The sequence below is a fragment of the Marinobacter gelidimuriae genome (assembly GCF_000372805.1).
Taxonomy (GTDB): Bacteria; Pseudomonadota; Gammaproteobacteria; order Pseudomonadales; family Oleiphilaceae; genus Marinobacter; species Marinobacter gelidimuriae.
The window spans coordinates 16,261-39,171 of record NZ_KB889869.1; the positions used below are offsets into that span (position 1 = coordinate 16,261).

27 protein-coding genes and 2 pseudogenes are annotated in these 22,911 nt (G+C 55.0%); 7 read left to right on the forward strand and 22 right to left on the reverse strand.

Features of this window, described 5'->3' with window-relative positions:
* Window positions 1–115 precede the first annotated feature (115 nt).
* The 3 genes from groL to A3OI_RS0104320 all read right to left on the reverse strand — a co-directional run bounded on the left by groL (window position 116) and on the right by A3OI_RS0104320 (window position 2,821).
* Window positions 116–1,768, reverse strand: coding sequence for a chaperonin GroEL (groL, locus tag A3OI_RS0104310; protein ID WP_018403097.1), 1,653 nt, complete (start codon window positions 1,766–1,768; stop codon window positions 116–118).
* A gap of 82 nt (window positions 1,769–1,850) precedes the next feature.
* A complete protein-coding gene (gene groES, locus A3OI_RS0104315; protein ID WP_007348748.1) occupies window positions 1,851–2,138 on the reverse strand; it encodes a co-chaperone GroES in 288 nt (95 codons plus the stop codon).
* Window positions 2,139–2,299: 161 nt separating this feature from the next.
* Window positions 2,300–2,821 carry an FxsA family protein gene (locus tag A3OI_RS0104320; RefSeq protein WP_018403098.1) on the reverse strand — a complete coding sequence of 174 codons (522 nt, stop codon included), beginning with the start codon at window positions 2,819–2,821 and terminating at the stop codon, window positions 2,300–2,302.
* Window positions 2,822–2,960: 139 nt separating this feature from the next.
* On the opposite strand from A3OI_RS0104320, the gene A3OI_RS0104325 reads away from it, so the two are divergent.
* The 3 genes from A3OI_RS0104325 to A3OI_RS19345 all read left to right on the forward strand — a co-directional run bounded on the left by A3OI_RS0104325 (window position 2,961) and on the right by A3OI_RS19345 (window position 5,273).
* Window positions 2,961–3,722: an SDR family oxidoreductase gene (locus tag A3OI_RS0104325; RefSeq protein ID WP_018403099.1), complete on the forward strand. Its 762-nt coding sequence runs from the start codon at window positions 2,961–2,963 to the stop codon at window positions 3,720–3,722.
* 137 nt (window positions 3,723–3,859) lie between these two features.
* Complete coding sequence (locus A3OI_RS0104330; protein ID WP_018403100.1) at window positions 3,860–4,102, forward strand: helix-turn-helix domain-containing protein; 243 nt, start codon at window positions 3,860–3,862, stop codon at window positions 4,100–4,102.
* Entirely contained in the window at window positions 4,092–5,273 is a 1,182-nt protein-coding gene (locus A3OI_RS19345; protein ID WP_018403101.1) for a type II toxin-antitoxin system HipA family toxin, read from the forward strand. Before A3OI_RS0104330 ends, A3OI_RS19345 begins: the two co-directional genes overlap by 11 nt.
* Here the strand turns inward: A3OI_RS19345 and A3OI_RS0104340 are convergent.
* The 6 genes and pseudogenes from A3OI_RS0104340 to fliD all read right to left on the reverse strand — a co-directional run bounded on the left by A3OI_RS0104340 (window position 5,236) and on the right by fliD (window position 9,534).
* Window positions 5,236–5,586, reverse strand: coding sequence for an MGMT family protein (locus A3OI_RS0104340; RefSeq protein WP_018403102.1), 351 nt, complete (start codon window positions 5,584–5,586; stop codon window positions 5,236–5,238). The genes A3OI_RS19345 and A3OI_RS0104340 overlap by 38 nt on opposite strands.
* Window positions 5,587–5,590: 4 nt before the next feature.
* Entirely contained in the window at window positions 5,591–6,937 is a 1,347-nt protein-coding gene (locus A3OI_RS0104345; RefSeq protein WP_018403103.1) for an AmpG family muropeptide MFS transporter, read from the reverse strand.
* A 74-nt stretch (window positions 6,938–7,011) separates the two neighbouring features.
* Window positions 7,012–7,494, reverse strand: a complete 483-nt coding sequence (locus A3OI_RS0104350; protein ID WP_007348755.1) for a YajQ family cyclic di-GMP-binding protein — start codon at window positions 7,492–7,494, stop codon at window positions 7,012–7,014.
* 122 nt (window positions 7,495–7,616) lie between these two features.
* Window positions 7,617–8,828, reverse strand: coding sequence for an argininosuccinate synthase (locus A3OI_RS0104355; protein WP_018403104.1), 1,212 nt, complete (start codon window positions 8,826–8,828; stop codon window positions 7,617–7,619).
* Between the two features lie 88 nt (window positions 8,829–8,916).
* A pseudogene (gene fliS, locus A3OI_RS19350) lies at window positions 8,917–9,159 on the reverse strand (flagellar export chaperone FliS); the annotation flags it as partial.
* Between the two features lie 57 nt (window positions 9,160–9,216).
* A complete protein-coding gene (fliD, locus tag A3OI_RS0104365) occupies window positions 9,217–9,534 on the reverse strand; it encodes a flagellar filament capping protein FliD (protein ID WP_228702888.1) in 318 nt (105 codons plus the stop codon).
* 447 nt (window positions 9,535–9,981) lie between these two features.
* On the opposite strand from fliD, the gene A3OI_RS22590 reads away from it, so the two are divergent.
* Complete coding sequence (locus A3OI_RS22590) at window positions 9,982–10,062, forward strand: flagellin (protein WP_267283277.1); 81 nt, start codon at window positions 9,982–9,984, stop codon at window positions 10,060–10,062.
* A 62-nt stretch (window positions 10,063–10,124) separates the two neighbouring features.
* On the opposite strand, the gene A3OI_RS0104375 is transcribed toward A3OI_RS22590, so the two are convergent.
* From A3OI_RS0104375 to A3OI_RS24600, 4 genes are all read right to left on the reverse strand, one after another.
* Window positions 10,125–11,534 carry a plasmid pRiA4b ORF-3 family protein gene (locus A3OI_RS0104375; protein WP_018403107.1) on the reverse strand — a complete coding sequence of 470 codons (1,410 nt, stop codon included), beginning with the start codon at window positions 11,532–11,534 and terminating at the stop codon, window positions 10,125–10,127.
* Window positions 11,535–11,667: 133 nt separating this feature from the next.
* The gene (locus tag A3OI_RS0104380; protein ID WP_018403108.1) at window positions 11,668–11,958 is read right to left on the reverse strand and encodes a helix-turn-helix domain-containing protein; all 291 of its coding nucleotides are present in this window, start codon (window positions 11,956–11,958) and stop codon (window positions 11,668–11,670) included.
* Window positions 11,955–12,278 carry a type II toxin-antitoxin system RelE/ParE family toxin gene (locus tag A3OI_RS0104385; RefSeq protein WP_018403109.1) on the reverse strand — a complete coding sequence of 108 codons (324 nt, stop codon included), beginning with the start codon at window positions 12,276–12,278 and terminating at the stop codon, window positions 11,955–11,957. The genes A3OI_RS0104380 and A3OI_RS0104385 overlap by 4 nt, the downstream gene beginning before the upstream one ends.
* Window positions 12,279–12,329: 51 nt before the next feature.
* Complete coding sequence (locus tag A3OI_RS24600; RefSeq protein WP_155903017.1) at window positions 12,330–12,434, reverse strand: BrnA antitoxin family protein; 105 nt, start codon at window positions 12,432–12,434, stop codon at window positions 12,330–12,332.
* A 95-nt stretch (window positions 12,435–12,529) separates the two neighbouring features.
* Here A3OI_RS24600 and A3OI_RS0104390 point away from each other — a divergent pair, with 95 nt between their 5' ends.
* Together A3OI_RS0104390 and A3OI_RS0104395 are read left to right on the forward strand one after the other, a co-directional pair.
* Window positions 12,530–12,790, forward strand: coding sequence for a type II toxin-antitoxin system RelE/ParE family toxin (locus tag A3OI_RS0104390; protein ID WP_018403110.1), 261 nt, complete (start codon window positions 12,530–12,532; stop codon window positions 12,788–12,790).
* Window positions 12,791–12,803: 13 nt separating this feature from the next.
* Complete coding sequence (locus tag A3OI_RS0104395; protein WP_018403111.1) at window positions 12,804–13,091, forward strand: HigA family addiction module antitoxin; 288 nt, start codon at window positions 12,804–12,806, stop codon at window positions 13,089–13,091.
* Window positions 13,092–13,333: 242 nt separating this feature from the next.
* On the opposite strand, the gene recJ is transcribed toward A3OI_RS0104395, so the two are convergent.
* The 9 genes and pseudogenes from recJ to ffh all read right to left on the reverse strand — a co-directional run bounded on the left by recJ (window position 13,334) and on the right by ffh (window position 21,826).
* On the reverse strand, window positions 13,334–15,064 hold the full coding sequence (gene recJ, locus A3OI_RS0104400) for a single-stranded-DNA-specific exonuclease RecJ (RefSeq protein WP_018403112.1): 1,731 nt from the start codon (window positions 15,062–15,064) through the stop codon (window positions 13,334–13,336).
* 5 nt (window positions 15,065–15,069) lie between these two features.
* A complete protein-coding gene (gene thrC, locus A3OI_RS0104405; protein WP_018403113.1) occupies window positions 15,070–16,470 on the reverse strand; it encodes a threonine synthase in 1,401 nt (466 codons plus the stop codon).
* A gap of 12 nt (window positions 16,471–16,482) precedes the next feature.
* Window positions 16,483–17,784, reverse strand: a complete 1,302-nt coding sequence (locus A3OI_RS0104410) for a homoserine dehydrogenase (RefSeq protein WP_026223994.1) — start codon at window positions 17,782–17,784, stop codon at window positions 16,483–16,485.
* A gap of 159 nt (window positions 17,785–17,943) precedes the next feature.
* A pseudogene (locus A3OI_RS0104415) lies at window positions 17,944–18,126 on the reverse strand (thioredoxin fold domain-containing protein); the annotation flags it as partial.
* A 195-nt stretch (window positions 18,127–18,321) separates the two neighbouring features.
* On the reverse strand, window positions 18,322–18,678 hold the full coding sequence (gene rplS / locus A3OI_RS0104420; protein WP_018403116.1) for a 50S ribosomal protein L19: 357 nt from the start codon (window positions 18,676–18,678) through the stop codon (window positions 18,322–18,324).
* Window positions 18,679–18,703: 25 nt separating this feature from the next.
* Window positions 18,704–19,462 (reverse strand): tRNA (guanosine(37)-N1)-methyltransferase TrmD, encoded by a 759-nt coding sequence (gene trmD / locus A3OI_RS0104425; RefSeq protein WP_018403117.1) that lies wholly within the window; start codon window positions 19,460–19,462, stop codon window positions 18,704–18,706.
* Between the two features lies 1 nt (window position 19,463).
* Window positions 19,464–19,991: a ribosome maturation factor RimM gene (gene rimM / locus A3OI_RS0104430; protein WP_018403118.1), complete on the reverse strand. Its 528-nt coding sequence runs from the start codon at window positions 19,989–19,991 to the stop codon at window positions 19,464–19,466.
* 50 nt (window positions 19,992–20,041) lie between these two features.
* Window positions 20,042–20,281, reverse strand: a complete 240-nt coding sequence (gene rpsP / locus A3OI_RS0104435; protein ID WP_007348783.1) for a 30S ribosomal protein S16 — start codon at window positions 20,279–20,281, stop codon at window positions 20,042–20,044.
* A 159-nt stretch (window positions 20,282–20,440) separates the two neighbouring features.
* Window positions 20,441–21,826, reverse strand: coding sequence for a signal recognition particle protein (gene ffh / locus A3OI_RS0104445; protein ID WP_018403119.1), 1,386 nt, complete (start codon window positions 21,824–21,826; stop codon window positions 20,441–20,443).
* 192 nt (window positions 21,827–22,018) lie between these two features.
* On the opposite strand from ffh, the gene A3OI_RS0104450 reads away from it, so the two are divergent.
* A complete protein-coding gene (locus tag A3OI_RS0104450; RefSeq protein ID WP_018403120.1) occupies window positions 22,019–22,825 on the forward strand; it encodes a cytochrome C assembly family protein in 807 nt (268 codons plus the stop codon).
* Window positions 22,826–22,911: the final 86 nt, after the last annotated feature.

Here is a 22,911-nt window from a genome sequence, read left to right on the forward strand (position 1 = left end):
ATGCGAGGCCATAAAAAAACCCCGAAGGTGGCCGCAGTTTTATGCGGGACACCATTCGAGGGTTTTAAGCTATGGGTATAGCAGGCTGGCCGCTGTTAACCAGCGGCCGGGGGCATTACATCATGCCGCCCATGCCTCCCATTCCACCCATTCCACCCATATCGGGCGCGGCGCCGCCAGACTTCTCGTCTTCTGGCTCGTCGGCAATCATCGCTTCGGTAGTGATGATCAGGCTGGCTACGGAAGCCGCTGCCTGCAGCGCAGAGCGGGTGACTTTGGCCGGGTCAAGAATACCCATCTCCAGCATGTCGCCGTACTCTTCGGTGGCTGCGTTGTAGCCGTAAGCACCGGTGCCTTCACGTACTTTCGCAACAACAACAGAGGCTTCGCCGCCCGCGTTGTATACGATCTGGCGCAACGGAGCTTCCATCGCACGGCGCAGAATGTTCACACCGGCTCTTTGCTCGTCGTTAAAGACCTCAACGTTATCCAAAGCCGCAATCGCACGGATCAGAGTTACGCCGCCACCAGGCACAATGCCCTCTTCAACCGCTGCGCGGGTGGAGTGCAATGCGTCTTCAACGCGGGCTTTCTTTTCTTTCATTTCTACTTCGGAACCGGCACCAATCTTGATAACGGCAACACCGCCAGCCAGCTTGGCTACACGTTCCTGCAGCTTTTCTTTGTCGTAGTCTGACGTGCTGTCTTTGATCTGCTTACGGATTTGCTCAACGCGGGACTTAATATCAGCCTGTGCGCCGGCACCGTCAATAATGGTGGTGTTTTCTTTGGTCAGGTTCACACGCTTGGCGGTACCCAGATCGTCCAGAGTGATGTTCTCCAGGCTCAGACCCACTTCTTCGGAAATCACAGTTCCGCCAGACAAGATGGCGATGTCCTGCAGCATTTCCTTGCGACGATCGCCGAAACCAGGCGCCTTCACAGCGGCTACTTTCACAATGCCGCGCATGTTGTTGACGACCAGAGTAGCCAACGCTTCGCCTTCAATGTCTTCAGCGATGATCATCAGCGGCTTGCCCGATTTGGCAACAGCTTCCAGCACCGGCAGCAATTCGCGGATGTTAGAGATTTTCTTGTCTACCAGCAGGATGTACGGGTCATCCAGCTCGACGCTCATGTTGTCCTGGTTGTTGATGAAGTACGGCGACAAATAGCCGCGGTCGAACTGCATACCTTCAACTACGTCCAGCTCGTCTTCCAGGCCACGGCCTTCTTCAACGGTGATAACGCCTTCTTTACCCACGCGCTGCATGGCGTCAGCAATCAGCTGGCCAATGGTTTCGTCGCCGTTGGCAGAAATGGTCGCTACCTGGGCAATGCTGCGGCTATCGCCGCAGGGCTTGGACATATCACCAATCGCTTTAACCGCAACGATAGTGGCTTTGTCGATGCCGCGCTTCAGGTCCATCGGGTTCATGCCAGAAGTAACGGCTTTCAGGCCTTCGTTAACGATGGCCTGGGCCAGACCGGTAGCGGTGGTGGTGCCGTCACCGGCTGTTTCGTTGGCCTGTGAAGCAACTTCCTTCACCATCTGCGCGCCCATGTTTTCGAACTTGTCTTTCAGTTCGATTTCTTTGGCTACAGATACGCCGTCTTTAGTGACTACAGGTGCGCCGTATGACTTTTCCAGTACCACGTTACGGCCTTTGGGGCCCAGGGTGACTCGTACTGCGTCGGCCAGAACGTTAACGCCTTTAACCATGCGCTTGCGTGCGCTGTCACCAAACTTAATTTCTTTAGCTGCCATGTCTTCTGTTCCTGTCCGTTAAACCGAAATGATGAAATCACCGGGTTAATGAAAATGTGCGCAATATGCCAGAGCTTTCAGATCACTCAAGCACGCCGTAAATGTCGCTTTCACTCATGATAAGCAGGTCTTCGCCGTCGATTTTCACGGTGTTACCGGCATACTGGCCGAATACCACGGTGTCACCAGCCTTAACAGCCAGAGGGCGAACTTCGCCGTTGTCTTGAACGCGGCCATTGCCCACAGCGATCACTTCACCCTGGGACGGCTTTTCTTTGGCATTACCCGGCAGCACGATGCCGCCTGCGGTTTTCTCTTCTTCTTCTTTACGGCGCACGACAACACGGTCGTGTAGCGGACGAATTTTCATTGCTCGAATGCTCCAATAGTCAGATTAAAATCAGCCCCGGATTACCCGGCCTGCTCGCCTGCTCGCCTGCTAACGTATCAGCGGCTGCCTGCCTGCGGTGAACTTGTAAAGGGTATTTGGGGTAGTGCGTAGGGGTTTTCAACGCCCGCACGAAAAAATTTTTATTTTTTATCTATACGATCGTGGTGGGTTTCAGTTTCGTCGCGGTACTCGCCTTCAATGATGTCGCCGTTGGCGTCGCGGTCAAACGGTTTTTGGCGCCCGAACGGACCCTGCTCACCACCAAACTGACCGGGCTGGCCATTAAACGAGAAGCCACTGGCAGAACCAACAACCGTCAACCGCTTTATCGCTTGCCCCACCAGCCACTGGCGGGTGAACGGCAGCAAACACATAAAACCGAAGAAATCCGTAATGAACCCCGGCGTTAACAGCATCGCGCCGCCGGCCGCCAGAATCAGCCCCTCAGCCACTTCCTGAGCAGGCAACTCGCCAGAATTCATGCGTTGGCGGGCTCTTAGCAGCGTGGCCAGGCCCTGCTGCTTAAGCAGCCAGGCGCCCAGAATCGCCGTCAGGAATACCAATGCCACCGTCTGCAAAGCACCGATCATGGTGCCTACCTTTATCAGCACAACCAGTTCTGCAACGGGCACAGCAACAAATAGCAACAAAAAAAATGGCACCGAACTCTCCTTCAAGCGTAATTTCGATAGCAACGTACATATAACGACCTGTTATACTGCTTCGCAAAATACTTATAACTGCTCAGCGGGCACACAGTATCCGCAACCGTACTGTTCACTCACTATTTTAGGGCAAATTATGATACTTCAAGATTCCGTAGTTGCAATTACCGGCGGTGGCCAGGGTTTGGGGCGCACCATGGCTGAATTTCTGGCGTCCAAAGGCGTCCGTCTGGCGCTGATCGATCTGATGCCGGAAAAGCTGGAAGAAGCCGTTGCCGCCTGCAAGGAAGCCGGGGTTGAAGTAAAAGCCTACGTTTGCAACGTAGCAAAAGAAGAAGACGTTGAGAAAACCTTCGCGCAAATCGCTGAAGATTTTGGTCAGCTTAACGGACTGGTCAACAACGCCGGCATTCTGCGCGATGGCTTGATGGTTAAAGCAAAAGACGGCGAAATCGTTAAGCGCATGGAACTGGCAAGCTGGCAGGCCGTTATCGACGTCAACCTGACCGGCGTATTCCTGTGTGGCCGTGAAGCCGCCACGCAGATGATCAAGACCGGCAGCCGGGGCGCGATCATCAACATTTCATCCATTGCCCGCGCAGGCAACATGGGCCAGAGCAACTACTCAGCCGCAAAAGCCGGCGTAGCCGCACTGGCCACCGTATGGGCGAAGGAACTGGCCCGTTACAACATCCGCAGCATGGCCATTGCACCGGGCTTTATCGAAACCGATATGACCGCGTCTATGAAGCAGGAAGCTCTGGAAAAATTGTGCGCAGGCATCCCGGCCAAGCGTATGGGCCAGCCTTACGAAATCGCCCAGACTGTAGCGTTCATTCTTGAGAACGATTACGTCAGCGGCCGCGTCATTGAAGTCGACGGCGCCATGCGTCTGTAGTGTGTTAGCTGGATTCTGGCTAACTGAACAGTTAAATAGTCGATTAGCTGAAATAATCGCCTCGGCTGGCTAAAATACTTTACAAAAAGTGCAATTACAGCTTAAATGTAAAGTATATTAGCCAGCCGAGGTACATCGTGGATTATCAAAGCTTAGGTCAAACCCTCTCAACACTGCGCCAGCAAAACGGCGTATCCCAGCAAACGCTGGCAAACCACCTCGACATTTCTCGCGCCACCATCAATGCTGTTGAAAATAACCGATCAGGCGATATCGGCATCCGCAAAGTCATGAAGATACTCGATTACCTGGGCAAAGAGCTGGTTATTCGAGACAAATCGCCGTTCCCGACGTTTGAGGAGCTGCGCGATGGCCAATGAACTGAATGTTCAGGTGAACGGCACGCAGGCCGGCACACTGTTTCAGGAAGCTGGTGGCTGTATTTTTCGTTATAACGAGTCAGCGCTTCCCCATCAGTGTGTGTCGCTGTCTATGCCCGTGCGCAAAAAAGACTACAGTCATCACCGCCTACCCCCTTTATTCGAAATGCACCTGCCCGAAGGCTATTTACTCTCCATCATCAAAAAGCAATTTGCCAAAATCACCGACACCGGTGACTTCGGGCTACTAACATTGCTGGCGCCCAATATTCGCGGTCGCGTTGAATACGCAGGCAACAAGCATTCTGAAAAGCCGTCGCTCAATCTGGACACGCTACTGCATTCGGCCAATCCGGATTTGTTCAAAGAGCTGGTGACACGTTTTGCCCTGCGCTCGGCGCTGAGCGGTGTGCAGCCCAAGGTTTTGGCACAACTCGAAAACAAAGCCACTCTGAGCCTGGACGATTTTATCGTTAAAGCCTGGGGGCATGACTACCCTGCCCTGGCGCTGAACGAGTACTGCTGCATGCTGGCTTGCCAATACGCGGGTGTTTCCGTGCCAGAGTTTTACCTGTCTGATGACGAATCGCTGTTCATCATGAAGCGATTTGATCTGAATGACGACGGCACGGCCCTGGGCTTTGAAGACATGTGCGTACTTCAGGCAAAAACCCGCGACGACAAATACAACGGCAGCTACGAGCAAGTCGCCAAAACCATCAAGACCTTTGCCAGCCCTGCCCATAAGCAGGCCTCTTTGGAGCAGTTCTTCAAAGTCATCGTGCTTAGCAATGCGTTACACAACGGAGATGCCCATCTCAAGAATTTTGGCATGCTATACAGTGATATCAACAACATCCGCCTGGCGCCTGCCTACGATGTTGTGTGCACCACGGCTTATATTCAGCAGGACATTCCCGCGCTGACGCTCACTGGCAGTAAGAAGTGGTTTTCCCGCGTACATCTTGAGCGATTTGGTGTGCAAGCCTGTGATTTGAGTGCGTCCCGCGCCGGGGACTTGTTTGAAGAGTGCCTGAATGCACTGGGGAGGCTGTTGCCCTACCTGGCCACACGGCTGAACCAGAATCCCGACAGCGACCAGCTCAGGGTGCTGGAACATCTGCAGACTCTGATTACCAACCAAATTGCGACATCGAAACCCGGCCGTTAATCACTTCGACGCCTTCTTCCTGTAAGCAGCTGACCTGCTCTTGGTAAGTCTCTGAGCCTGGTGCAAACGCTATCTGGCCGTTACTGCGGATTACGCGATACCAGGGCACACTGTGGCCTTGTGGAAGCTTACCCAAAGCCCGGCCAATATAACGCGCCTGGCGGCCCAGGCCGGCCATTGCAGCAACCTGGCCATAACTTGCCACCTTGCCCGCCGGTATTGCCATCACTACTAACCAGATTTTCTGGTCTTTGTTGGGCTCTGCAACGCTATCAGGCTTTATCGTCTTACTTTCCACAGAACTACCTTTCATAGCCCTATTCCCTTGCTGTCTCGCTCGCAGGCGTATCCTCGCTGCCCGAGTTGTCCGGCGCCAGCGCATCCAGGCGTTCGCCGTGGCGCATCATTATCATAGTCAGCACGATGGCCGGCACGCCCAGCAATCCCGCCACCAGGAAAAATTCAGCGTAGCCGTAGCTGGCCACCACCATGCCCGAGAAACCGCCCAAGAATTTGCCCGGCAGGGTCATCAACGAACTGAACAGCGCGTATTGGGTGGCCGTGAAGGAAGCGCTGGTCATGCTGGACAACCAGGCAATCAGCGCCACGTTGGCGATGCCGCCGCTTAAGTTATCAGCGCTGACCACGACGGCAAGAGTTGCAAGATTCGGTGGATATTGTGCCAGCACCACAAACAGCAGGTTGGTCAGCGCCGTCATAATGGCGCCCAGCAGCAATATACGCCGCACGCCGTAACGTATTACCAGAAGCCCACCCAGCAGCGAACCACCGATGGTCATAAAAAATCCAAAGATTTTTGTGACGTCCGCAACCTCGGTTTTACTGAAGCCCATAAAGGTCAAATAAAACGGGTTGGCCATCACGCCCATGGCGATGTCGGAAATACGGTACACCGCCACCAGAAGCAGAATCGCCACCGCCAGTTCGCGATAGCGTTTAAAGAAGTCCACAAACGGCCCGGCAATCGCCACGTAGAACCAGCTTGCGAACCTGGCCAGGCGTGGCGGAAGATGGGCATGATGTGCGGCCTGCAGCTGAATTTTTTCGGCAATATCCTGCGCGGCCTTAAAGTGATTTACGGTCGGCTCACGCACGATTAGAACCGTCGCCATACCCACGCCCACCAGCGCCGCCATCACCTCGTAAGACACCTGCCAAGACCAGAATTCCGCCAGATACAAAGCGCCGGCACCGGCTACCAATAACGCCAGCCGGTAGCCGAAAATATAGGTGGCAGCCAGCGCGGCTTGCAGGCGTTGTTCGGCGATTTCAATACGATAGGCGTCTATGGCCACGTCTTGAGTGGCCGACGAGAAAGCCACCAGCAGGCCACACAGGGCCATCATTTCAGGCGCGCTAGTGGCATCGGTGTGGGCCATCAGATACAGGCCAGCGGCTATGCCTACCTGGGCCAGCAACATCCAGCTGCGGCGCTTACCCAGCAGTTTGTCCAAAATGGGCAATTTCAGGCGGTCGACCACCGGTGCCCAGAACACCTTTATGGAATAAGTAATGCCCAGCCAGCTGAAAAAGCCGATGGTGGCGGTTTCCACGCCCACATCTGCTAATCGGGCGTTCAGCGTGGAAAAAACCAGCAGAAATGGCAGGCCAGCCGAGAACCCCAGAAACAACAGGGCAACCACCTGCCAGCGGGAATAAAGTCGCAGGGTTTCCCGCCACGCGGCCCGCCGGGGTTCAGCAAAAATGATGAGCCACCTTAATCGCGGAAGTTGTTAAATTGCAGGGGTACGTCCAGCTCGGCTTCGCGCAGCATGGCCATGGCTTCTTGCAGGTCATCACGCTTCTTGCCGGTTACCCGCACCTTGTCGCCCTGAATGCTGGACTGAACCTTCATCTTCTGGTCTTTAATCAGTTTCACGATCTTTTTGGCCATGTCAGTTTCAAGGCCCTGTTTCAGCTCCAGGTGTTGCTTCACCAACTTGCCGGCTTTACTGTCACCGTTTTCAGACAGCGCGCGGCCGTCAATGTTGCGCTTGGCGAAGGCCATACGCAGCATGTCCAGCAGCTGCTCCAACTGAAATTCCTGCGGGGCGCTGATGGTAATGCCCTTGTCGTCCAGCTCTACATCAGCGTCTACATTTTTGAAGTCCCAACGATTGCCAAGATCGCGCTTGGTTTGGTCAACCGCGTTGGTCACTTCGTGCATGTCGATTTCAGAAACAATATCAAAAGAAGGCATGGGGAACCTGTTCTGGTGTTGTTACGGGAAATGAAACGCCCGCAGTGGAAATGGTGGGCGTGTTGTGAAGCTTACGCAGGGCAGCGGCTTGGCGCTGCCCTGTCGTTCAGTCTGATACAGACTTAAAGCTTACGGCCCTTGCTAGCCGCAATGCGCAGGCGCAGAGCGTTCAGTTTGATGAAGCCTTCGGCGTCTTTCTGATTGTAAGCGCCTTCGTCTTCTTCAAAGGTGGCAATCTTCTCGTCAAACAGGGAGTCGTCTGACTTACGGCCGACTACGTCTACGTTGCCCTTGTACAATTTCAGGCGCACGGTGCCGTTCACGTAGGTTTGGGTCTGGTCAATCAGCGCCTGCAGAGCTTCGCGCTCCGGCGACCACCAGTAACCGTTGTAGATTACCTCGGCATAGCGCGGCATCAGGCTGTCTTTCAGGTGCGCTACTTCACGGTCAAGAGTCAGGGACTCAATGGCGCGGTGAGCGCGCAGCATAATGGTGCCACCCGGGGTTTCGTAGCAGCCGCGGGACTTCATGCCCACGTAACGGTTCTCTACGATGTCCAGGCGGCCAATGCCGTTGTCGCCGCCAACCTTGTTCAGATGTTCCAGTACCTCGTGGGCTTTCATAGCCTGGCCGTCTACGGCAACAATATCGCCTTTGGCGTAGGTGACTTCAATGTAGGTCGGGGTATTCGGGGCTTCTTCCGGCGATACGCTCCAACGCCACATGTCGTCCTCGGCTTCGCACCAGGGGTCTTCCAGGTTCATGCCTTCGTAGGAAATATGCAGCAGGTTGGCGTCCATGGAATAAGGCGACTTGCCCTTCTTCATGTCGACCGGAATGTCGCGTTCGGCGCAGTAGGCCAGCAGTTTTTCGCGGGAATTCAGATCCCACTCACGCCAGGGCGCAATCACTTTCACGCCGGGCTTCAGGGCGTAAGCGCCTAGCTCGAAACGAACCTGGTCATTACCTTTACCGGTCGCACCGTGGGAAATGGCGTCGGCACCGGTGGAGTTGGCGATTTCAATCAGGCGCTTGGCAATCAGCGGGCGGGCAATGGACGTGCCCATCAGGTACTCGCCTTCATAAACGGTGTTAGCGCGGAACATGGGGAATACGTAGTCGCGCACGAACTCTTCGCGCAGATCTTCAATGTAGATTTCTTTTACGCCCAGCGCCTTGGCTTTTACCCGCGCCGGTTCTACTTCTTCGCCCTGGCCGATGTCAGCCGTAAAGGTAACCACTTCACAGCCGTAGGTGTCTTGCAGCCACCGGACGATAACCGAGGTATCCAGGCCACCGGAATAGGCCAGTACTACTTTGTTAATATCAGACATGCCCTTGCTCCACACAATACTATGGATGTATCGAAATTAAGCGACACAGTGTACGGCAGCAAGGTGGCCTTGGCTATTAGGCCTTATACAGCCTGGCCGACAGCTCGCCGCCTTTTTCAAAGTCCAGAAAACTGCGCAGCCCGCCAATAATCTCTATGGCTTTGCTGATCAGCTTGCCCTTGCCTTCAAAATCCTTGGCTTGCATGCGGGCCTTGGCCATATTGATGCGCTCCAGCGCACCATTGTAAAGCAGCTGAATTAGCCGGTGCGGGTCCGCATCGGTGATGCTGGTTTGGGTGTTTACCTGCTGGTACGCTTTTAAACCTTTCATGGGTAACCTCGTTTCTCGCCGGCTGCGCCGGACTTATCAAAGCGTTAGCCGGAATGACTACTTGTTGAAATTCTGGGGTGCCAGCACTTCAAGCTGCTGGGTTACAAAATCGCGGGTGTTGTTGAGCTGGGAAATCAGCGAATCGGCGGCGCTAAACTGCTTCACCAAGCACTCGCGGTAGGATTCGATGCGAACATCCAGCTTTATCTGGTTTTCCTGAATCTCTCTCAGATCGCGGCTCAGGCTGCTGGTGCGGGATTCTAATTTGCCATCGGCACCCACAAAGCTATTAACCAGATTGACGGTGTTTTTGCCCAAACCCTGCACAAAATTGATAGAGCCACGGCTGCCGGTCTGGTTACCTAAAATCCGCACTTGCAAGCCAGATGCCGGGCCCTTGTTAGCTTTCCCTGAGTGGCTAACGCGCCCGTTTTCGGATCGGTGCTTACGCCCACATCGGCTAAACTGCGCACGCTTGCGTTTTCAAGACCTTGACCCGCTCACTGTCGGAGGTGTGAGGCCAATGGGTAAAGGGTCGGGTGAATCGCCGATAATCAGCTTGCGCAATATCGCTGTAGGTAGGGTTACCATGTTCGATGCATGAAAAATGCCACCCGAAATGAGTTTTAGTGCGGAAGCCTGCTGCGACTCCATCGCCCGATCGTCCGAGGCTTGAGAGACGCCCCATCGCATGGGCGGTTTCTGCATCGCTGAGTACGCGATCCTGCGGGTAATCTGTCCGCGTAAGGCAGCCATCGTGGATAGGGTAAACTATACCATTCGAGACGAAAGCCAATTTAGCCGCCGCGCGAGCGGCCCCAGGTGTTGCAGCAGGCTGGTTTGTCGGTTTTGGCCCAAGCCAATGCGCGGCCGCAGCAGGTATTGCAGCTGCTGCAGGGTTAAAGCCGGACAGACGAAGCCGGGATGGGAAAAGCGGGGACAGATTTGAAATCTGTCCCCTTTTTTTACGCCCGAACAAACATCGTTTCAAACAACGCCGTTCGTCGCATCGTTTGTTTATATGCTTCCTGAAACTCGGCCTGCTCCGGGTTTCGCTCTATAAGGCCGAGTATCCGGTAAAGGGTCAGCATTCTGGCATCTAGCGCCCATTTAGCCTGCTGTTCCCCACTTATGTAAGCGCTGGGCTGGGCGGTCAGCGGCAACTGCGGAAAGGCTTTAAGCATGTCAGCCAGGTAGTCGTGCACCGGCTGCCACTGGCCACCCTTTTCTGACAGCAACCAGAAACAGAACGGGGCAACGTGTTGAACCCCTTCCATGCCTTCACGGTTATCTATCCAGGCCCAGTTTAACTGTGACAGTGCTGCGGAGAAGATGTCCTGATAAAAAGTCAGCCAGCCTTTTTTCGCCAAGCGGGTTTCCGCTGTCTTTTTCAGCAACAGGTGGCCTTTTTGCGTTTTTGTAAAACCGGCAAGCTCCAGCAGCACGCGGGTAAGATGGACGGCCAAAACGTGTTCCTCTGAACGTGCTTTGCCAAACCTGGCCATGGGAAAAACAATCTCTTCGCCACCGGCTTGAATCATGGCTTGAACCTGTTTCAAAGGCAGATTTCCCTTTCCGGTCAGGCGAATGCCTTTGCCTTCCATCGCGGTCACCAGCACCTTGGCCATGCGGATTATCGGGGCGGTATCGAGCACCTGGTTCACGGCTTCTGCATTGAACAAAGGTTTGAATACTGAGGGGCAATTGAAAGGGTTTTGTAATAATTCGTGCATCTGGTTTGGGCTGAGGCCGCAGAAATCGATGGCTGCCATCGGCGGTTCATCACAAGCGTATTGAGCAAACAGAGCGTCGCGTTCGAGAAGATCTTCGTTGATCTGATTCAGGTTTACATATTCGGGGTCAAACCACTCGCCGCCACGCCATTCCCGCATCGCAGCGTGCTCGGGGTGCGTGGCATCTTCCATGGCTTCGAGAAAATTATAAAAGCCCGGTAGCCCGCCTACATCCTCTGGCGGGCACTGCCGCACAGCTTTTATGCACCGGGGCAGTGGCTCTTCTTGGTTGCCCGGCAGAATTTTTTCAAGCTCCACTTCATGCTCCCAACTGTCGCCAAAGTCATACTCGTACTTCAGCGCCTGCCCTTCTCTGGTCAGCAGGCTGGAGACTGGCACAGTGGACTCGTCTTCAAAATTCATCATGCCGTCTTCGTCTTCGGCCAGGTCGCCCAGCAAGCGGCCATCTTGGGCCTGGAATAAATGCAGGTGCGAAACCTGCCAGCCCATTGCCAGCTGGATGATGCGGTGGAGGTCTTGAAAGGTTGTGTCTGGATCAATCAGTAATCGGCGCCAGATGGGTGGTTTTGCGCCGGTGAGTGATATTTTTATTTGGTATAGATTGTTACTTGTTTTCGTCATGAAACCTCCACAGTGATGGAAAGAAAGCCGGGACAGATTTGAAATCTGTCCCGGGAGGGCACGGAGTTCAGTGCTTAAAGCCGGGACAGATTTGAAATCTGTCCCCTTGTATCAGCCTCATGTAACCTGACTATCACGCAGACGAGAGCTTGTCCAAAACAGTTTGCAGCTTCACTTGATAGCCGCAGGCGTTGGCGTACTTTTCCAATGTCGCCCAACTAGGGTTTCCTTTACCGCGTTCGAGCCTTGAAATGTTGCCTTTTGCAGTCCCAATTCGCTTGGCCAACTGTTCTTGAGTTAAGCCGGCGCTTGTTCGCATGGTGATTAATTGATTCATAAGGTCAAACTCACCCGCCAGCTTTTCATATTCAATGCGAACCATGTCGTTCTGGAGCGCTTTCTGTTTCAGTGCTTTTAAGCTCATGATTGTTTAACCTCCCGCAATCTATCTAGTGCTAGCTTCAACTCTTTTTTCGGGATTTTCTGATCCTTCTTCACAAAGGCATGCAAAACGGTTACCGCCTCATTGTCCATATAACAGAAAATCCCTCGCCCAATACCCTCCTTGGCCTTGGCGCGTATCTCGAAGAGCCCAGCTCCTATTGATTTGGTGTGCGGTTCCCCAAGATTGGCACCGTGCATTTCAATCATTTCCAGGAGCCTGATCATCCGCGCCTGTATCATCGGTGGTATTGCAAGAATGTCGCCCTGCACTCCAGCGTAGAATTGAATTTTCCAGGTCATACTATAGCCCTTCCTTAGCTTTAGTTATCATAATTGATAACTAAAGCCCTTTCAAGCAAAGGTGGCAAGTCTCAACAGCTTATTAATTGGGGCCTGATATCCTCGCCACTGCGCTTTGAACCAAACCAGGACATCTTCATCAATGCGCAGGGTCACTGGCTGTTATGCTGGCACGCGAAGTTCTGCATTCTGAAAGAAATTATCATCCAACTCAAATTGCATCCCGTAACGCTACAAGATACACTCTCGCCATGATTATAGGATTTCGACACAAGGGGCTCGAGGCCTTTTATAAAACAGGGACAACCCGAGGCGTCCAGGCACGGCGAATTCTTGCTTTATTAGACGTTGCCGCAGGCCCAGGTGATCTCAATATACCTTCGTTCAAACTGCATCAGTTGAAAGGCGATTTGAAGGGGTATTGGTCACTTTGGGTAAATGGCAACTGGCGAGTGACCTTCCGTTTTATCGGCGTTGATGTCGAGCTGGTCAATTATGTTGATTATCACTAAAGGAGATTACACCATGATGATGAACCCTCCACACCCCGGCGAACTACTGCGAGAGGACGTGGTCTCGGAACTTGGCTTGTCAGTCACCGAAACCGCTGCCCGACTTGGTATGTCTCGCGTCGCCCTGTCTCGCGTATTGAATGGCCGCGCCGCAATTAGCCCTGATCTGGCTTTGCGCCTGGAAATGGCCGGCGTAAGTACTGCCCGCGCCTGGCTTGCCATGCAGGTGAACTATGACCTTGCCCAAGCTAAGCTACACGTTCAACCGCCGATTCGCGCACTGCAGCCAGCCCAAGGCTAGTTTGGAAAAAATAATCAAACAGCACTGGCCGTCTGGACAGAAAAAGAATTTAAGACGGTGCGCGTGGAGCAGGCTATGCGTGACATAGAAGACGAGCCAGAGCTTTATTCAGAGGAAGATGTTCAGGAGCATTGGCAAACGAAAACGGGGACAGATTTAAAATCTGTCCCCTCAAGCGGCGTTTGGGCGGATGGAGAACGACAGAACGGGGACGGAATTGAAATCCGTCCCCGCCCTCCGGGTCAGCGCGGCTCCAGGTAATCAATCATCAGCTGTAAGTTGGTTCTGCCGCGGAAGGTGTTGGCGTCTGGTTTGTACACCACCCTCACACCCGTATGGGTATAGTCCGGCACTTCGGGGCCGGTATTGAAGGCTATGCCGTCGATGATATTGCCGCCGTCGGTGGGCTGTAACACCAGCTTTAGGTGGTTCTGGCCTACGATACGCTGGCTGACTACGCTGAATTCACCGTCGAACAGGGGTTCGGGGAAGTGCTGGCCCCAGGGGCCGGCGCGTTTTAACAGGGCTGCGGTGTCCAGGTTGAGTTCGCTGGCGCTTAGGGGGCCGTCGGTGGTGATGGCGGCTTCCAGGTCTGCGGCTGTTAGCTTGTCGCGTACGGCTTTGTCGAAGGCGTTGGAAAAGGCTTCCAGGTCGCCGGCGGCCAGGGTCATTCCGGCGGCCATGGCGTGGCCACCGTATTTTTTCAGCAGGCCGGGGTGGCGGGCATCGACGACGACCAGAGCATCGCGAATGTGCAGGCCGGGAATGGAGCGGGCGGAGCCTTTTATGTCTTCGCCGTTTTCATCTGACGCGAAAGCCACCGTGGGCCGGTTGGTTTGCTCGCGGATGCGGGCGGCCAGTATGCCGATCACGCCTTGGTGCCAGTCCGGGTCGAACAGTGCCAGACCCCAGGGCAAGCCTTCCAGATCCAACGACATAGACGCCAACAAATCCTGGGCCTGGGTTTTCATGTCTTTTTCGATGGTGCGGCGTTCGCGGTTGAAGGTGTCCAGCTCTTGGGCCAAACGGCGGGCTTCGTCTGGGCTTGAAGCCAGCAGGCAGGCGATGCCCACGCTCATATCGTCCAGGCGGCCGGCGGCGTTCAGGCGCGGGCCCACTACGAAGCCTAAATCGGTGCTGCTGATGGCCGTGTGGTCGCGGCCCGCTACTTCCAGCAGCGCCAGTATACCGGGGCGGGTTTTGCCCTGACGTATACGGCGCAGGCCCTGTTCTACAAATATGCGGTTGTTGTGGTCTAGCGGCACTACGTCGGCCACGGTTCCCAAGGCGACCAAGTCCAGCAAGGTGCCAAGGTTGGGTTCGGGGTCTGGCAACCGGCCCTGTTCGCGCAGGTGTTTGCGCAGGGCGGTTAGCACGTAGAACATCACGCCTACGCCGGCGGCGTTTTTGCTGATGAACTCACAACCTGGCTGGTTGGGGTTCACAATGGCGTCGGCCTGCGGCAGTTCGTCGCCCGCCAGGTGGTGGTCGGTTACGACCACCAGCATGCCCAGTTCGCGGGCGGCGCGCACGCCTTCCACGGCGGCTATACCGTTATCCACCGTCACAATCAAATCTGGCAGCGGGCCGTCTTCCTGCAAACGGTAAATAATGCCGGGGGTTAACCCGTAACCGTCCGAAAACCGGCTTGGAACTTTAAAATCCACCTGCTTTAAGCCCAGCATGCCCAGGCCCAATAGGGCGACGGCGGTGCTGGTAGCGCCGTCGGCATCAAAATCCCCGAGTATCAGCACCCGCTGCTGTTTTTCGATGGCTTCGGCGAGCAATTCAACGGCACGGTCTATGCCCCGTAATTGCAGCGGCGATGCCAGGTGGCGCAGGGTGTAGCTGAGTTGGTCGTCAGAGGTAACACCACGGGCGGCGTACAGGCGGCGTAATATGGGCGGCAAATCTTGCCCCCAGCCGGGCACGTTGGCTGGCTGGGGGCGACGCAGGATTTTTTTGGGGGTCATGCCGCTCAGGTGTTTTTCCAGTGTTTGGCAATAAAGCCCTGAACGTCGGCGATGTTGTTGTCCAGCACGGTGTATTTCTCTTCCCGCTCGAACAGGTCGGCCAGGTGCGCCGGCAGTTCGGGCTTGGCGCTCACGCCAGATGCTGCTATCGCATCGGGAAATTTCGCCGGGTGGGCGGTGCCCAGGGTAATCATCGGTATGCTGGCATCGCGGCGGCAGTTGCGGGCGGCGCGCACGCCAATGGCGGTGTGCGGGTCTAGCAGATATGCGTTCTGTTGGAACACGTCGCGGATGGTGTCGCAGGTGTCTTTGTCGTCTACAGCACTGCTGTTAAAAAGACTGCGGGCCTGCTTCCAACGGAAGTCGTCGATGCTGACCGGGCCTTTGGAGGCGTCTTCCAGCAGCGTTTTCACGGCATGGCCATCACGGCCGTGCAGATCAAACAGCAGGCGCTCAAAGTTGCTGGACACCATAATGTCCATACTTGGGGACAGCGTGTGCTCCAGCTGGTGCTGTTCGTATTTGTTGCCGCTCATAAAGCGATGCAGTATGTCGTTGCGGTTGGTGGCAATCACCAGCTGGGAAATGGGCAGGCCCATTTTCCGCGCCAGGTAACCGGCGAAAATATCGCCAAAGTTGCCGGTGGGCACCGAGAACGCCATGCTGCGGTCCGGCCCACCCAGAGCCAGAGAGGCATGAAAATAGTACACAATCTGGGCCATGATGCGCGCCCAGTTGATGGAATTCACCGCCGCCAGCTGGGTTTTGCCACCCAGGAATGACTGGTCGCCAAAGCTGGCTTTGACCATGCGCTGGCAGTCATCAAAATTGCCACGCACGGCAATATTGTAAATATTGTCGCCTTGCACCGTAGTCATCTGCCGACGCTGTACTTCGGACACGCGCTGGTAGGGGTGCAGTATGAAGATATCCACGTGTTCGCAGCGGCGGCAGCCTTCGATGGCGGCCGAACCGGTATCACCAGAGGTAGCGCCCATAATCACCACGTGCTGCTTACGCCGTTCCAGCACGTAATCCAACAGGCGGCCCAGCAGTTGCAGTGCGAAGTCCTTGAACGCCAGGGTCGGCCCGCGAAACAGCTCCAACACCCATTCGTTGCTGTCGATCTGTACCAGCGGGGCGATGGCTTTGTGAGCGAACACGCCGTAGGTGTCGTCCAGCATGGTGCGGAAATCGTCGGCGGGAATAGCGCCTTCCACAAACGGGTACATCACCTTAAACGCCAGTTCGCTGTAGCTCAGGCCGCGCCAGCTGCGAATTTCTTCCAGATTGAACTGGGGCAGGCTTTCGGGCACGTACAAACCGCCGTCTGGCGCCAGGCCGGTCAGCAGAACGTCTTCAAAACCCAGTGCGGGCGCTTCACCCCGCGTGCTGATGTATCTCACGTGGACACCCTGTTAGTTAAAGTTTTCAGCGCGAATACGAACCACCTGGCCGTCTATGTCTGGCAGGTTTTCCAATTCTGCAATGGCGCCGTTCATCTGCCGTTCCTGCACTGTGTGAGTCAGGATAATCACCGGGATGCGGCCGTCTTTCACTTCGAATTCTTTTTGCATGATGGATTCGATGTTGATGCCGCTGTCGCTCAAAATAGCCGCGATATTGGCCAGCACACCCGGGCGATCAAACGCGGTGATACGCAGATAATACGCCGACTGCACGTCTTCCATTTCCAGTACAGGCAGGTCTTCCATCGCTTCCGGTGCAAAACCCAGGAAGGGTACGCGCAAGCTGCTGCCGCTGGCGACTATGCGGGCAACGTCGATAATGTCGGCAACCACGGCGGAACCGGTGGCTTCGTCGCCGGCACCGGGGCCGTAGTACATGGTTTGGCCAACGGCGTCGCCGTCTACCAGAATGGCGTTCAGTACGCCGTCTACCTGTGCAATCAGGTGGCTCTGGGGCACCAGCGTGGGGTGAACTCGCAGCTCTATGCCGTCCTCGCGGCGGCGGGCAATGCCCAGATGCTTGATGCGATAACCCAACTGTTCGGCGTGGGCGATGTCGTAGGGGGTAATTTTGGAGATGCCTTCGGTGTAGGCTTTGTTGAACTGCAGCGGCACACCGAAGCCGGCCGAGGCCAGAATGGTGAGCTTGTGGGCCGCATCTATGCCTTCCACGTCAAAGGTCGGGTCAGCTTCGGCGTAGCCCAGAGCCTGGGCTTCTGCCAACACGCCGGCGAATTCACGGCCGGCGCGCATTTCGGTCAGAATGTAGTTACCGGTGCCGTTGATGATGCCGGCAATCCAGTCAATGCGGTTACCCGCCAGGCCTTCACGAATGGCTTTGATAACCGGAATACCACCGGCCACGCCAGCTTCATAAGCCACGATGACGCCGGCTTTTTCAGCTGCGGCGAAAATTTCGGTGCCGTGCTCTGCAATCAGCGCTTTGTTGGCGGTGACCACGTGCTTGCCGTTTTTGATCGCGGTCAGCACCAGCTCTTTAGCGGCATCGTAGCCGCCAATCACTTCCACCACGATATCAATAGCGGGATCGTTCACCACGTCATAGACGTCGGTACTAAAAGGAACCCCGCCCAGGTCAATGTCTGAGCGAGGGGTTCGGCTGGCGATGCGGGTAATCTGGATGTTGCACCCTGTTCTGCCGGCAATGATCGCCGCGTTACGAGTGAGTACCTTGAAGGTTCCGCTGCCCACGGTTCCGAGTCCGCAAATTCCGACACTGACCTGTTTCACTCTTTTACCTCTGATGACGATGGCTGCTGATAGCTGATGGTTAAGGCCGCACAGTATACCGATTCACAGCTTGCGGAATAAGACCTGGCGGCGGCTGATTGCCTAAAGAATGCACATTATCTAAAGAATACCCAAACCGCGCGCCAGGGTTTTGGCGGGCACGTACTTGCGGAAGGATTCAGTGCCCGGACCGGAACGGGGGAAGCCGTAGTAATTCACGGTAATGCCCAGTTCGTTAAGTTCGTCCATTTCGCCGTGTAATTTGCGGCAGTAACCGCAATCGATGTCGGTAAACACGTCAATCACCGCTTTTTGTTCGCCTTTGGCGGCGTACTGGATCAAGGCGGGAGATAACAGGCAGAGAAAAAGACATAGGGGTGTCCGCAATGTGGGTAAAAACAGACCGAGTTAATTCAGCACGGGCTTAGGGTAGCAAAGAAGTCGCAGAAGCGTGCGATGATTGCGTCGTCTTCTGCCGAAACGCAAAAAAGGCAGCCGTGGCTACCTTTTTTAACACTGAGCATGGCGAAAGGCCAATCAGCCCAGCTTTTCCTTGATACGAGCTTTCTTACCAGACAGGTCGCGCAGGTAGTACAGCTTGGCCTGGCGAACAACGCCGCGACGCTTCACTGTAATGCTTTCAATCAACTTGGAAAAACTCTGGAATGTACGTTCTACGCCCACGCCGTAAGAGATCTTACGTACGATGAAAGAAGAGTTCATGCCACGGTTGCGCTTACCAATGACAACGCCTTCAAACGCCTGCAGACGCTCACGGGTGCCTTCAGTTACGCGAACCTGAACGACCACGGTATCACCCGGCGCGAACGGCGGAATTTCCTTGGTCATCTGTTCTGTTTCAATTTGATTGATGATGTTGTTCTTGCCGCTCATCGTTATGCTCCTGATTCCCAATCTTTTAATGCCCTGAGGATTCAGAGGCACACGGTTCGTTTAAAATCTCTGCCAGCAGCTTGCGCTCTTCTTCCGAAAACTCCCGCTTTTCAAGCAGGTCGGGGCGTCGCTCGCTGGTTCGCCTCAACGACTGTTTAAGCCGCCAACGCCGGATCTGATCATGGTGACCGCCCAACAAAACATCCGGCACCGCCTGACCTTCATACACTTCGGGCCGGGTATAGTGCGGACAATCCAGTAAACCGTCGGCGAACGAATCCTGCTCTGCCGACTGCGCATGACCCAGCGCTCCGGGGATGAGGCGCGTAACCGCATCAATCACAGCCATGGCTGCCAGTTCACCGCCGGAAAGCACAAAGTCTCCCAGCGACACTTCACGATCTACTTCTGCCGTAATCAGGCGTTCATCCACACCTTCATAACGGCCCGCCACCAGTATTAGCCGTTGCTCTGCTGCCAAAGATTCCACAACTGCCTGATTCAGGGTTTCACCCTGGGGCGATAAATACACCACACAAGCCGGGCCCGGAGCCGCTTGCCGTGCAGCGTGAATAGCGTCCCGTAGCGGCTGAATTTTCATCACCATACCGGGGCCGCCACCGTAGGGGCGGTCGTCTACCGTGCGATGACGATCATAGGTAAAATCCCGCGGGTTCCAGCTGTGAAAGGTTATTAACCCGTCACGTACGGCCCTGCTGGTGATGCCATAATCGGTTACCGCTGCAAACATTTCCGGGAACAGACTGACAGCGCCAATCCACACCCTAAAACTCCGGATCCCAGTCAACCACCATACGCTTGTTGGCTAAATCCACCTGCATAACGATTTCGTCAGGCAAGTAAGGAATCAACCGTTCGCGCTGATCAATAGAAGCAGGGCTTGCCTGCACCACCAATACGTCGTTGGCGCCAGTTTCCAGCATATGATGCATTATTCCCAGGCATTCATCTTCAACCGTGAACACTTCAAGGCCTTCCAACTGATACCAGTAATAGTCGCCCTTAGGCAGCTCTGGTAACTGTTCGGTTGGCACATGAATGTCAGCCCCGCAGTAACGCTGGGCAACATCACGGTCGTCAATACCCTTCAGCCTGATGACGATCCCCTGCCCTTGGCGACGACCCTCTTCAAGCTTGACGGGAATACGCTTGCCGTCCTGAACCAGGGTCCAGTTGCGGTAGCTCAGTACTCCGTCTCTGGGATCGGTGAAAGAGTAGACTTTTAGCCAACCCTTGATCCCAAACACCGCGGTAATACGGCCGATAACAGTTTCCTGCGAGGATTCTGCCATGTGTGTCACCCCGGTGCGTGTCAGGCTAATCTTCAGATTGCTCTAATAGACTAGTCTGCGGTTTTCAGCAGTTGGGCAACACGATCGCTAGGCTGTGCGCCTTGGCTGATCCAGTGCGCAACACGCTCACGATCAACGCGCAGACGCTCTTCTTGTCCACGGGCGATCGGGTTGAAGAAGCCGACACGTTCAATAAAACGACTGTCGCGTGCTTTGCGGCTGTCGGTCACTGTCAGATGGTAGAACGGGCGCTTCTTGGAGCCGCCGCGAGCCAAACGGATTTTTACCATTTAACCAATATCCTGTTCTGTTGTACGAACTTTGTACGATTCAATGCAGCCAGAAGCGGCTGACATGAAGACCCATACTCGAAAGGGGCGCTATTCTATGCTAAAAAAGCGCCAAAGAAAACAGCGAAACCGGTTTCCCTGTTTTAGGCGTAAGGCATTTTACATACGACCAAAGGGAGGCTGACCGCCTCCACCGCCGGGCGGCATCATACCACCCAAACCGCGCATCATGTTGGCCATTCCGCCTTTCTTACCGAATTTTTTCATCATCTTCTGCATTTGCTTGTGCTGCTTCAGCAGCCGGTTCACATCTTGAATCTGCGAACCGGAACCATTGGCAATACGGCGCTTGCGGGAGTTATTGACGGTGTCCGGGTAACGGCGCTCTTTGGATGTCATGGAACAGATAATCGCTTCCATTTGCCCCATAGACTTATCGTTTACCTGCTGCTGGGCTACTTTGGCCATCTGGCCCATACCCGGCAGCTTGTCCATCAGGCCACCAATACCGCCCATGCTTTTCATTTGCTGGAGCTGGTCGCGAAAGTCTTCAAGATCAAAACTTTTGCCTTTCTTGATCTTTTTGGTGAGCTTCTCGGCTTTGCTCTGGTCCAGCTTGCGCTCGGCTTCCTCTATAAGGGAGAGCACATCGCCCATACCCAGAATGCGTGACGCCACGCGGTCTGGATGGAACAGCTCCAAAGCGTCGGATTTTTCACCCACACCCAGGAACTTGATCGGCTTGCCGGTAATGTGGCGTACCGACAGGGCTGCACCACCGCGGGCATCGCCGTCGGTTTTGGTGAGCACCACGCCGGTCAGCGGCAGGGCTTCGTTAAAAGCCTTGGCGGTGTTGGCGGCGTCTTGCCCGGTCATGGCGTCTACCACGAACAGCGTTTCTATCGGTTTTACCGCGGCGTGCAGGCGGCTGATTTCGCCCATCATCATTTCATCAATGGCAAGGCGGCCGGCGGTATCCAGTATCACCACATCAATGTGTTTTTTGCGCGCTGCGCTGATGGCGCCTTCGGCAATGGCGACCGGGTCTTGATCGGCGGAGCTGGGGAAGAACTCTACGCCTACCTCGTTGGCCAGGGTCTCCAGCTGTTTAATAGCGGCCGGGCGGTAGATGTCGGCACTGACCACCATAACGCTTTTCTTTTGGCGCTCTTTCAGGAATCGCGCCAGTTTGGCAACGGTGGTGGTTTTACCGGCACCCTGCAGACCCGCCATCATAATGACCGCAGGCGGGGCAACCGACAGGTTCAAGCCGGTGTTGGCCTCGCCCATCACCCGCTCCATCTCCTGCTGCACCACTTTTACAAATACTTGGCCGGGTGTCAGGCTACGCTGAACTTCCTGGCCAATGGCGCGCTGGCGAACACTCTCTACGAAGTCCTTAACCACCGGCAAAGCAACGTCGGCTTCAAGCAGCGCCATGCGAACTTCACGTAGCGTATCTTTGATATTGTCTTCGGTAAGCCGCGCCTGACCCGTGATTTTGCGCAGACTGCCGGAGAGTCGGTCCTGTAGATTTTCAAACATGCGGTTCTTCCGTACCCGGATAAGAGTATTCAGGAATCAACAGACCCCGGGGTCTGTTGATTCCGGTTGCATAATTAGCACATTATAACCAGACTATCGTCCCGAAACGACCAGCTCAGTGAAATCACTTTTAATGCGCCGTAAACCTCAGCCTGAACAGCGGCATATAGGGCAGCCCAGGATTAACACTTTATGGGAACGCTGATTCTCGCGGTTACCTCACTTCTGTTATACAGCATTGGCACGGCCTTGCAGGCTCTTCATTTCCGCGGCCGGGTGCAAAGCAGCTTGGCAATGACCACTTTGGTGGGCGTTCTTGCTTTGGTGGGCCACGCACTGCTGATCACTCAGATTGTGCATCATGACGGCGGCTTCGATTTCAGCATTGTGCGCAGCTCGCTGGTTATCTCCTGGCTGATCACCTTCTTACTATTGGGGCTAAATCTTACCAAGCCCCTGCAAAACCTTCTATTGGGCGTATACCCCCTGGCCGGCATGACGATTATTGTTGCGCTGGCAGCGCCCACTCCGGCGCGGCTGGTGCCAGAGCACAGCTACGGCATGCTTACCCACATTGCCCTGTCAGTAACCGCTTACAGCCTGTTCAGCCTGGCAGCCATTCAAGCCGTGCTGTTGTCCATCCAGAACCGCCAACTTAAAAGCAACTACAACAGCCGCCTGTTGCGCAACCTGCCCCCCCTGCAAACCATGGAGTCGGTACTGTTCGAACTGGTGTGGGCCGGAGTTGTGCTACTGATTCTGGCCATTGTTACCGGCGCTCTTTTTGTGGAAGACCTGTTCGCCCAGGACATTGCCCACAAGACTCTGTTTTCGGTACTCTCGCTGCTGGTGTTTGTGGCCTTGCTGATTGGCCGCCACACCAAAGGCTGGCGCGGAGTGACCGCTAGCCGCTGGACACTGGCAGGCTGCGCGCTATTAATGGTAGCGTTCTATGGCAGCAAGCTGGTGCTGGAACTGATTTTCCATCGTGGCCTTTAGTAAGGTAACCAGGACGCTAACGCGCGCACCGCCAAAGCTGGCTATGCCGCTTTACTTCCCGCGCCTTCGACGCTCTCCACAAATAC

Bases quoted from the DNA above. Each gene is read 5' to 3' on its own strand.
- groL (WP_018403097.1), bottom strand. From the start codon at position 1,768: ATGGCAGCTAAAGAAATTAAGTTTGGTGACAGCGCACGCAAGCGCATG.
- groES (WP_007348748.1), bottom strand. From the start codon at position 2,138: ATGAAAATTCGTCCGCTACACGACCGTGTTGTCGTGCGCCGTAAAGAA.
- A3OI_RS0104325 (WP_018403099.1), top strand. From the start codon at position 2,961: ATGATACTTCAAGATTCCGTAGTTGCAATTACCGGCGGTGGCCAGGGT.
- A3OI_RS19345 (WP_018403101.1), top strand. From the start codon at position 4,092: ATGGCCAATGAACTGAATGTTCAGGTGAACGGCACGCAGGCCGGCACA.
- A3OI_RS0104340 (WP_018403102.1), bottom strand. From the start codon at position 5,586: ATGAAAGGTAGTTCTGTGGAAAGTAAGACGATAAAGCCTGATAGCGTT.
- A3OI_RS0104350 (WP_007348755.1), bottom strand. From the start codon at position 7,494: ATGCCTTCTTTTGATATTGTTTCTGAAATCGACATGCACGAAGTGACC.
- A3OI_RS0104355 (WP_018403104.1), bottom strand. From the start codon at position 8,828: ATGTCTGATATTAACAAAGTAGTACTGGCCTATTCCGGTGGCCTGGAT.
- A3OI_RS0104375 (WP_018403107.1), bottom strand. From the start codon at position 11,534: ATGACGAAAACAAGTAACAATCTATACCAAATAAAAATATCACTCACC.
- A3OI_RS0104380 (WP_018403108.1), bottom strand. From the start codon at position 11,958: ATGAGCTTAAAAGCACTGAAACAGAAAGCGCTCCAGAACGACATGGTT.
- A3OI_RS0104385 (WP_018403109.1), bottom strand. From the start codon at position 12,278: ATGACCTGGAAAATTCAATTCTACGCTGGAGTGCAGGGCGACATTCTT.
- A3OI_RS0104390 (WP_018403110.1), top strand. From the start codon at position 12,530: ATGATTATAGGATTTCGACACAAGGGGCTCGAGGCCTTTTATAAAACA.
- A3OI_RS0104395 (WP_018403111.1), top strand. From the start codon at position 12,804: ATGATGATGAACCCTCCACACCCCGGCGAACTACTGCGAGAGGACGTG.
- recJ (WP_018403112.1), bottom strand. From the start codon at position 15,064: ATGACCCCCAAAAAAATCCTGCGTCGCCCCCAGCCAGCCAACGTGCCC.
- rplS (WP_018403116.1), bottom strand. From the start codon at position 18,678: ATGAGCGGCAAGAACAACATCATCAATCAAATTGAAACAGAACAGATG.
- rimM (WP_018403118.1), bottom strand. From the start codon at position 19,991: ATGGCAGAATCCTCGCAGGAAACTGTTATCGGCCGTATTACCGCGGTG.
- rpsP (WP_007348783.1), bottom strand. From the start codon at position 20,281: ATGGTAAAAATCCGTTTGGCTCGCGGCGGCTCCAAGAAGCGCCCGTTC.
- ffh (WP_018403119.1), bottom strand. From the start codon at position 21,826: ATGTTTGAAAATCTACAGGACCGACTCTCCGGCAGTCTGCGCAAAATC.
- A3OI_RS0104450 (WP_018403120.1), top strand. From the start codon at position 22,019: ATGGGAACGCTGATTCTCGCGGTTACCTCACTTCTGTTATACAGCATT.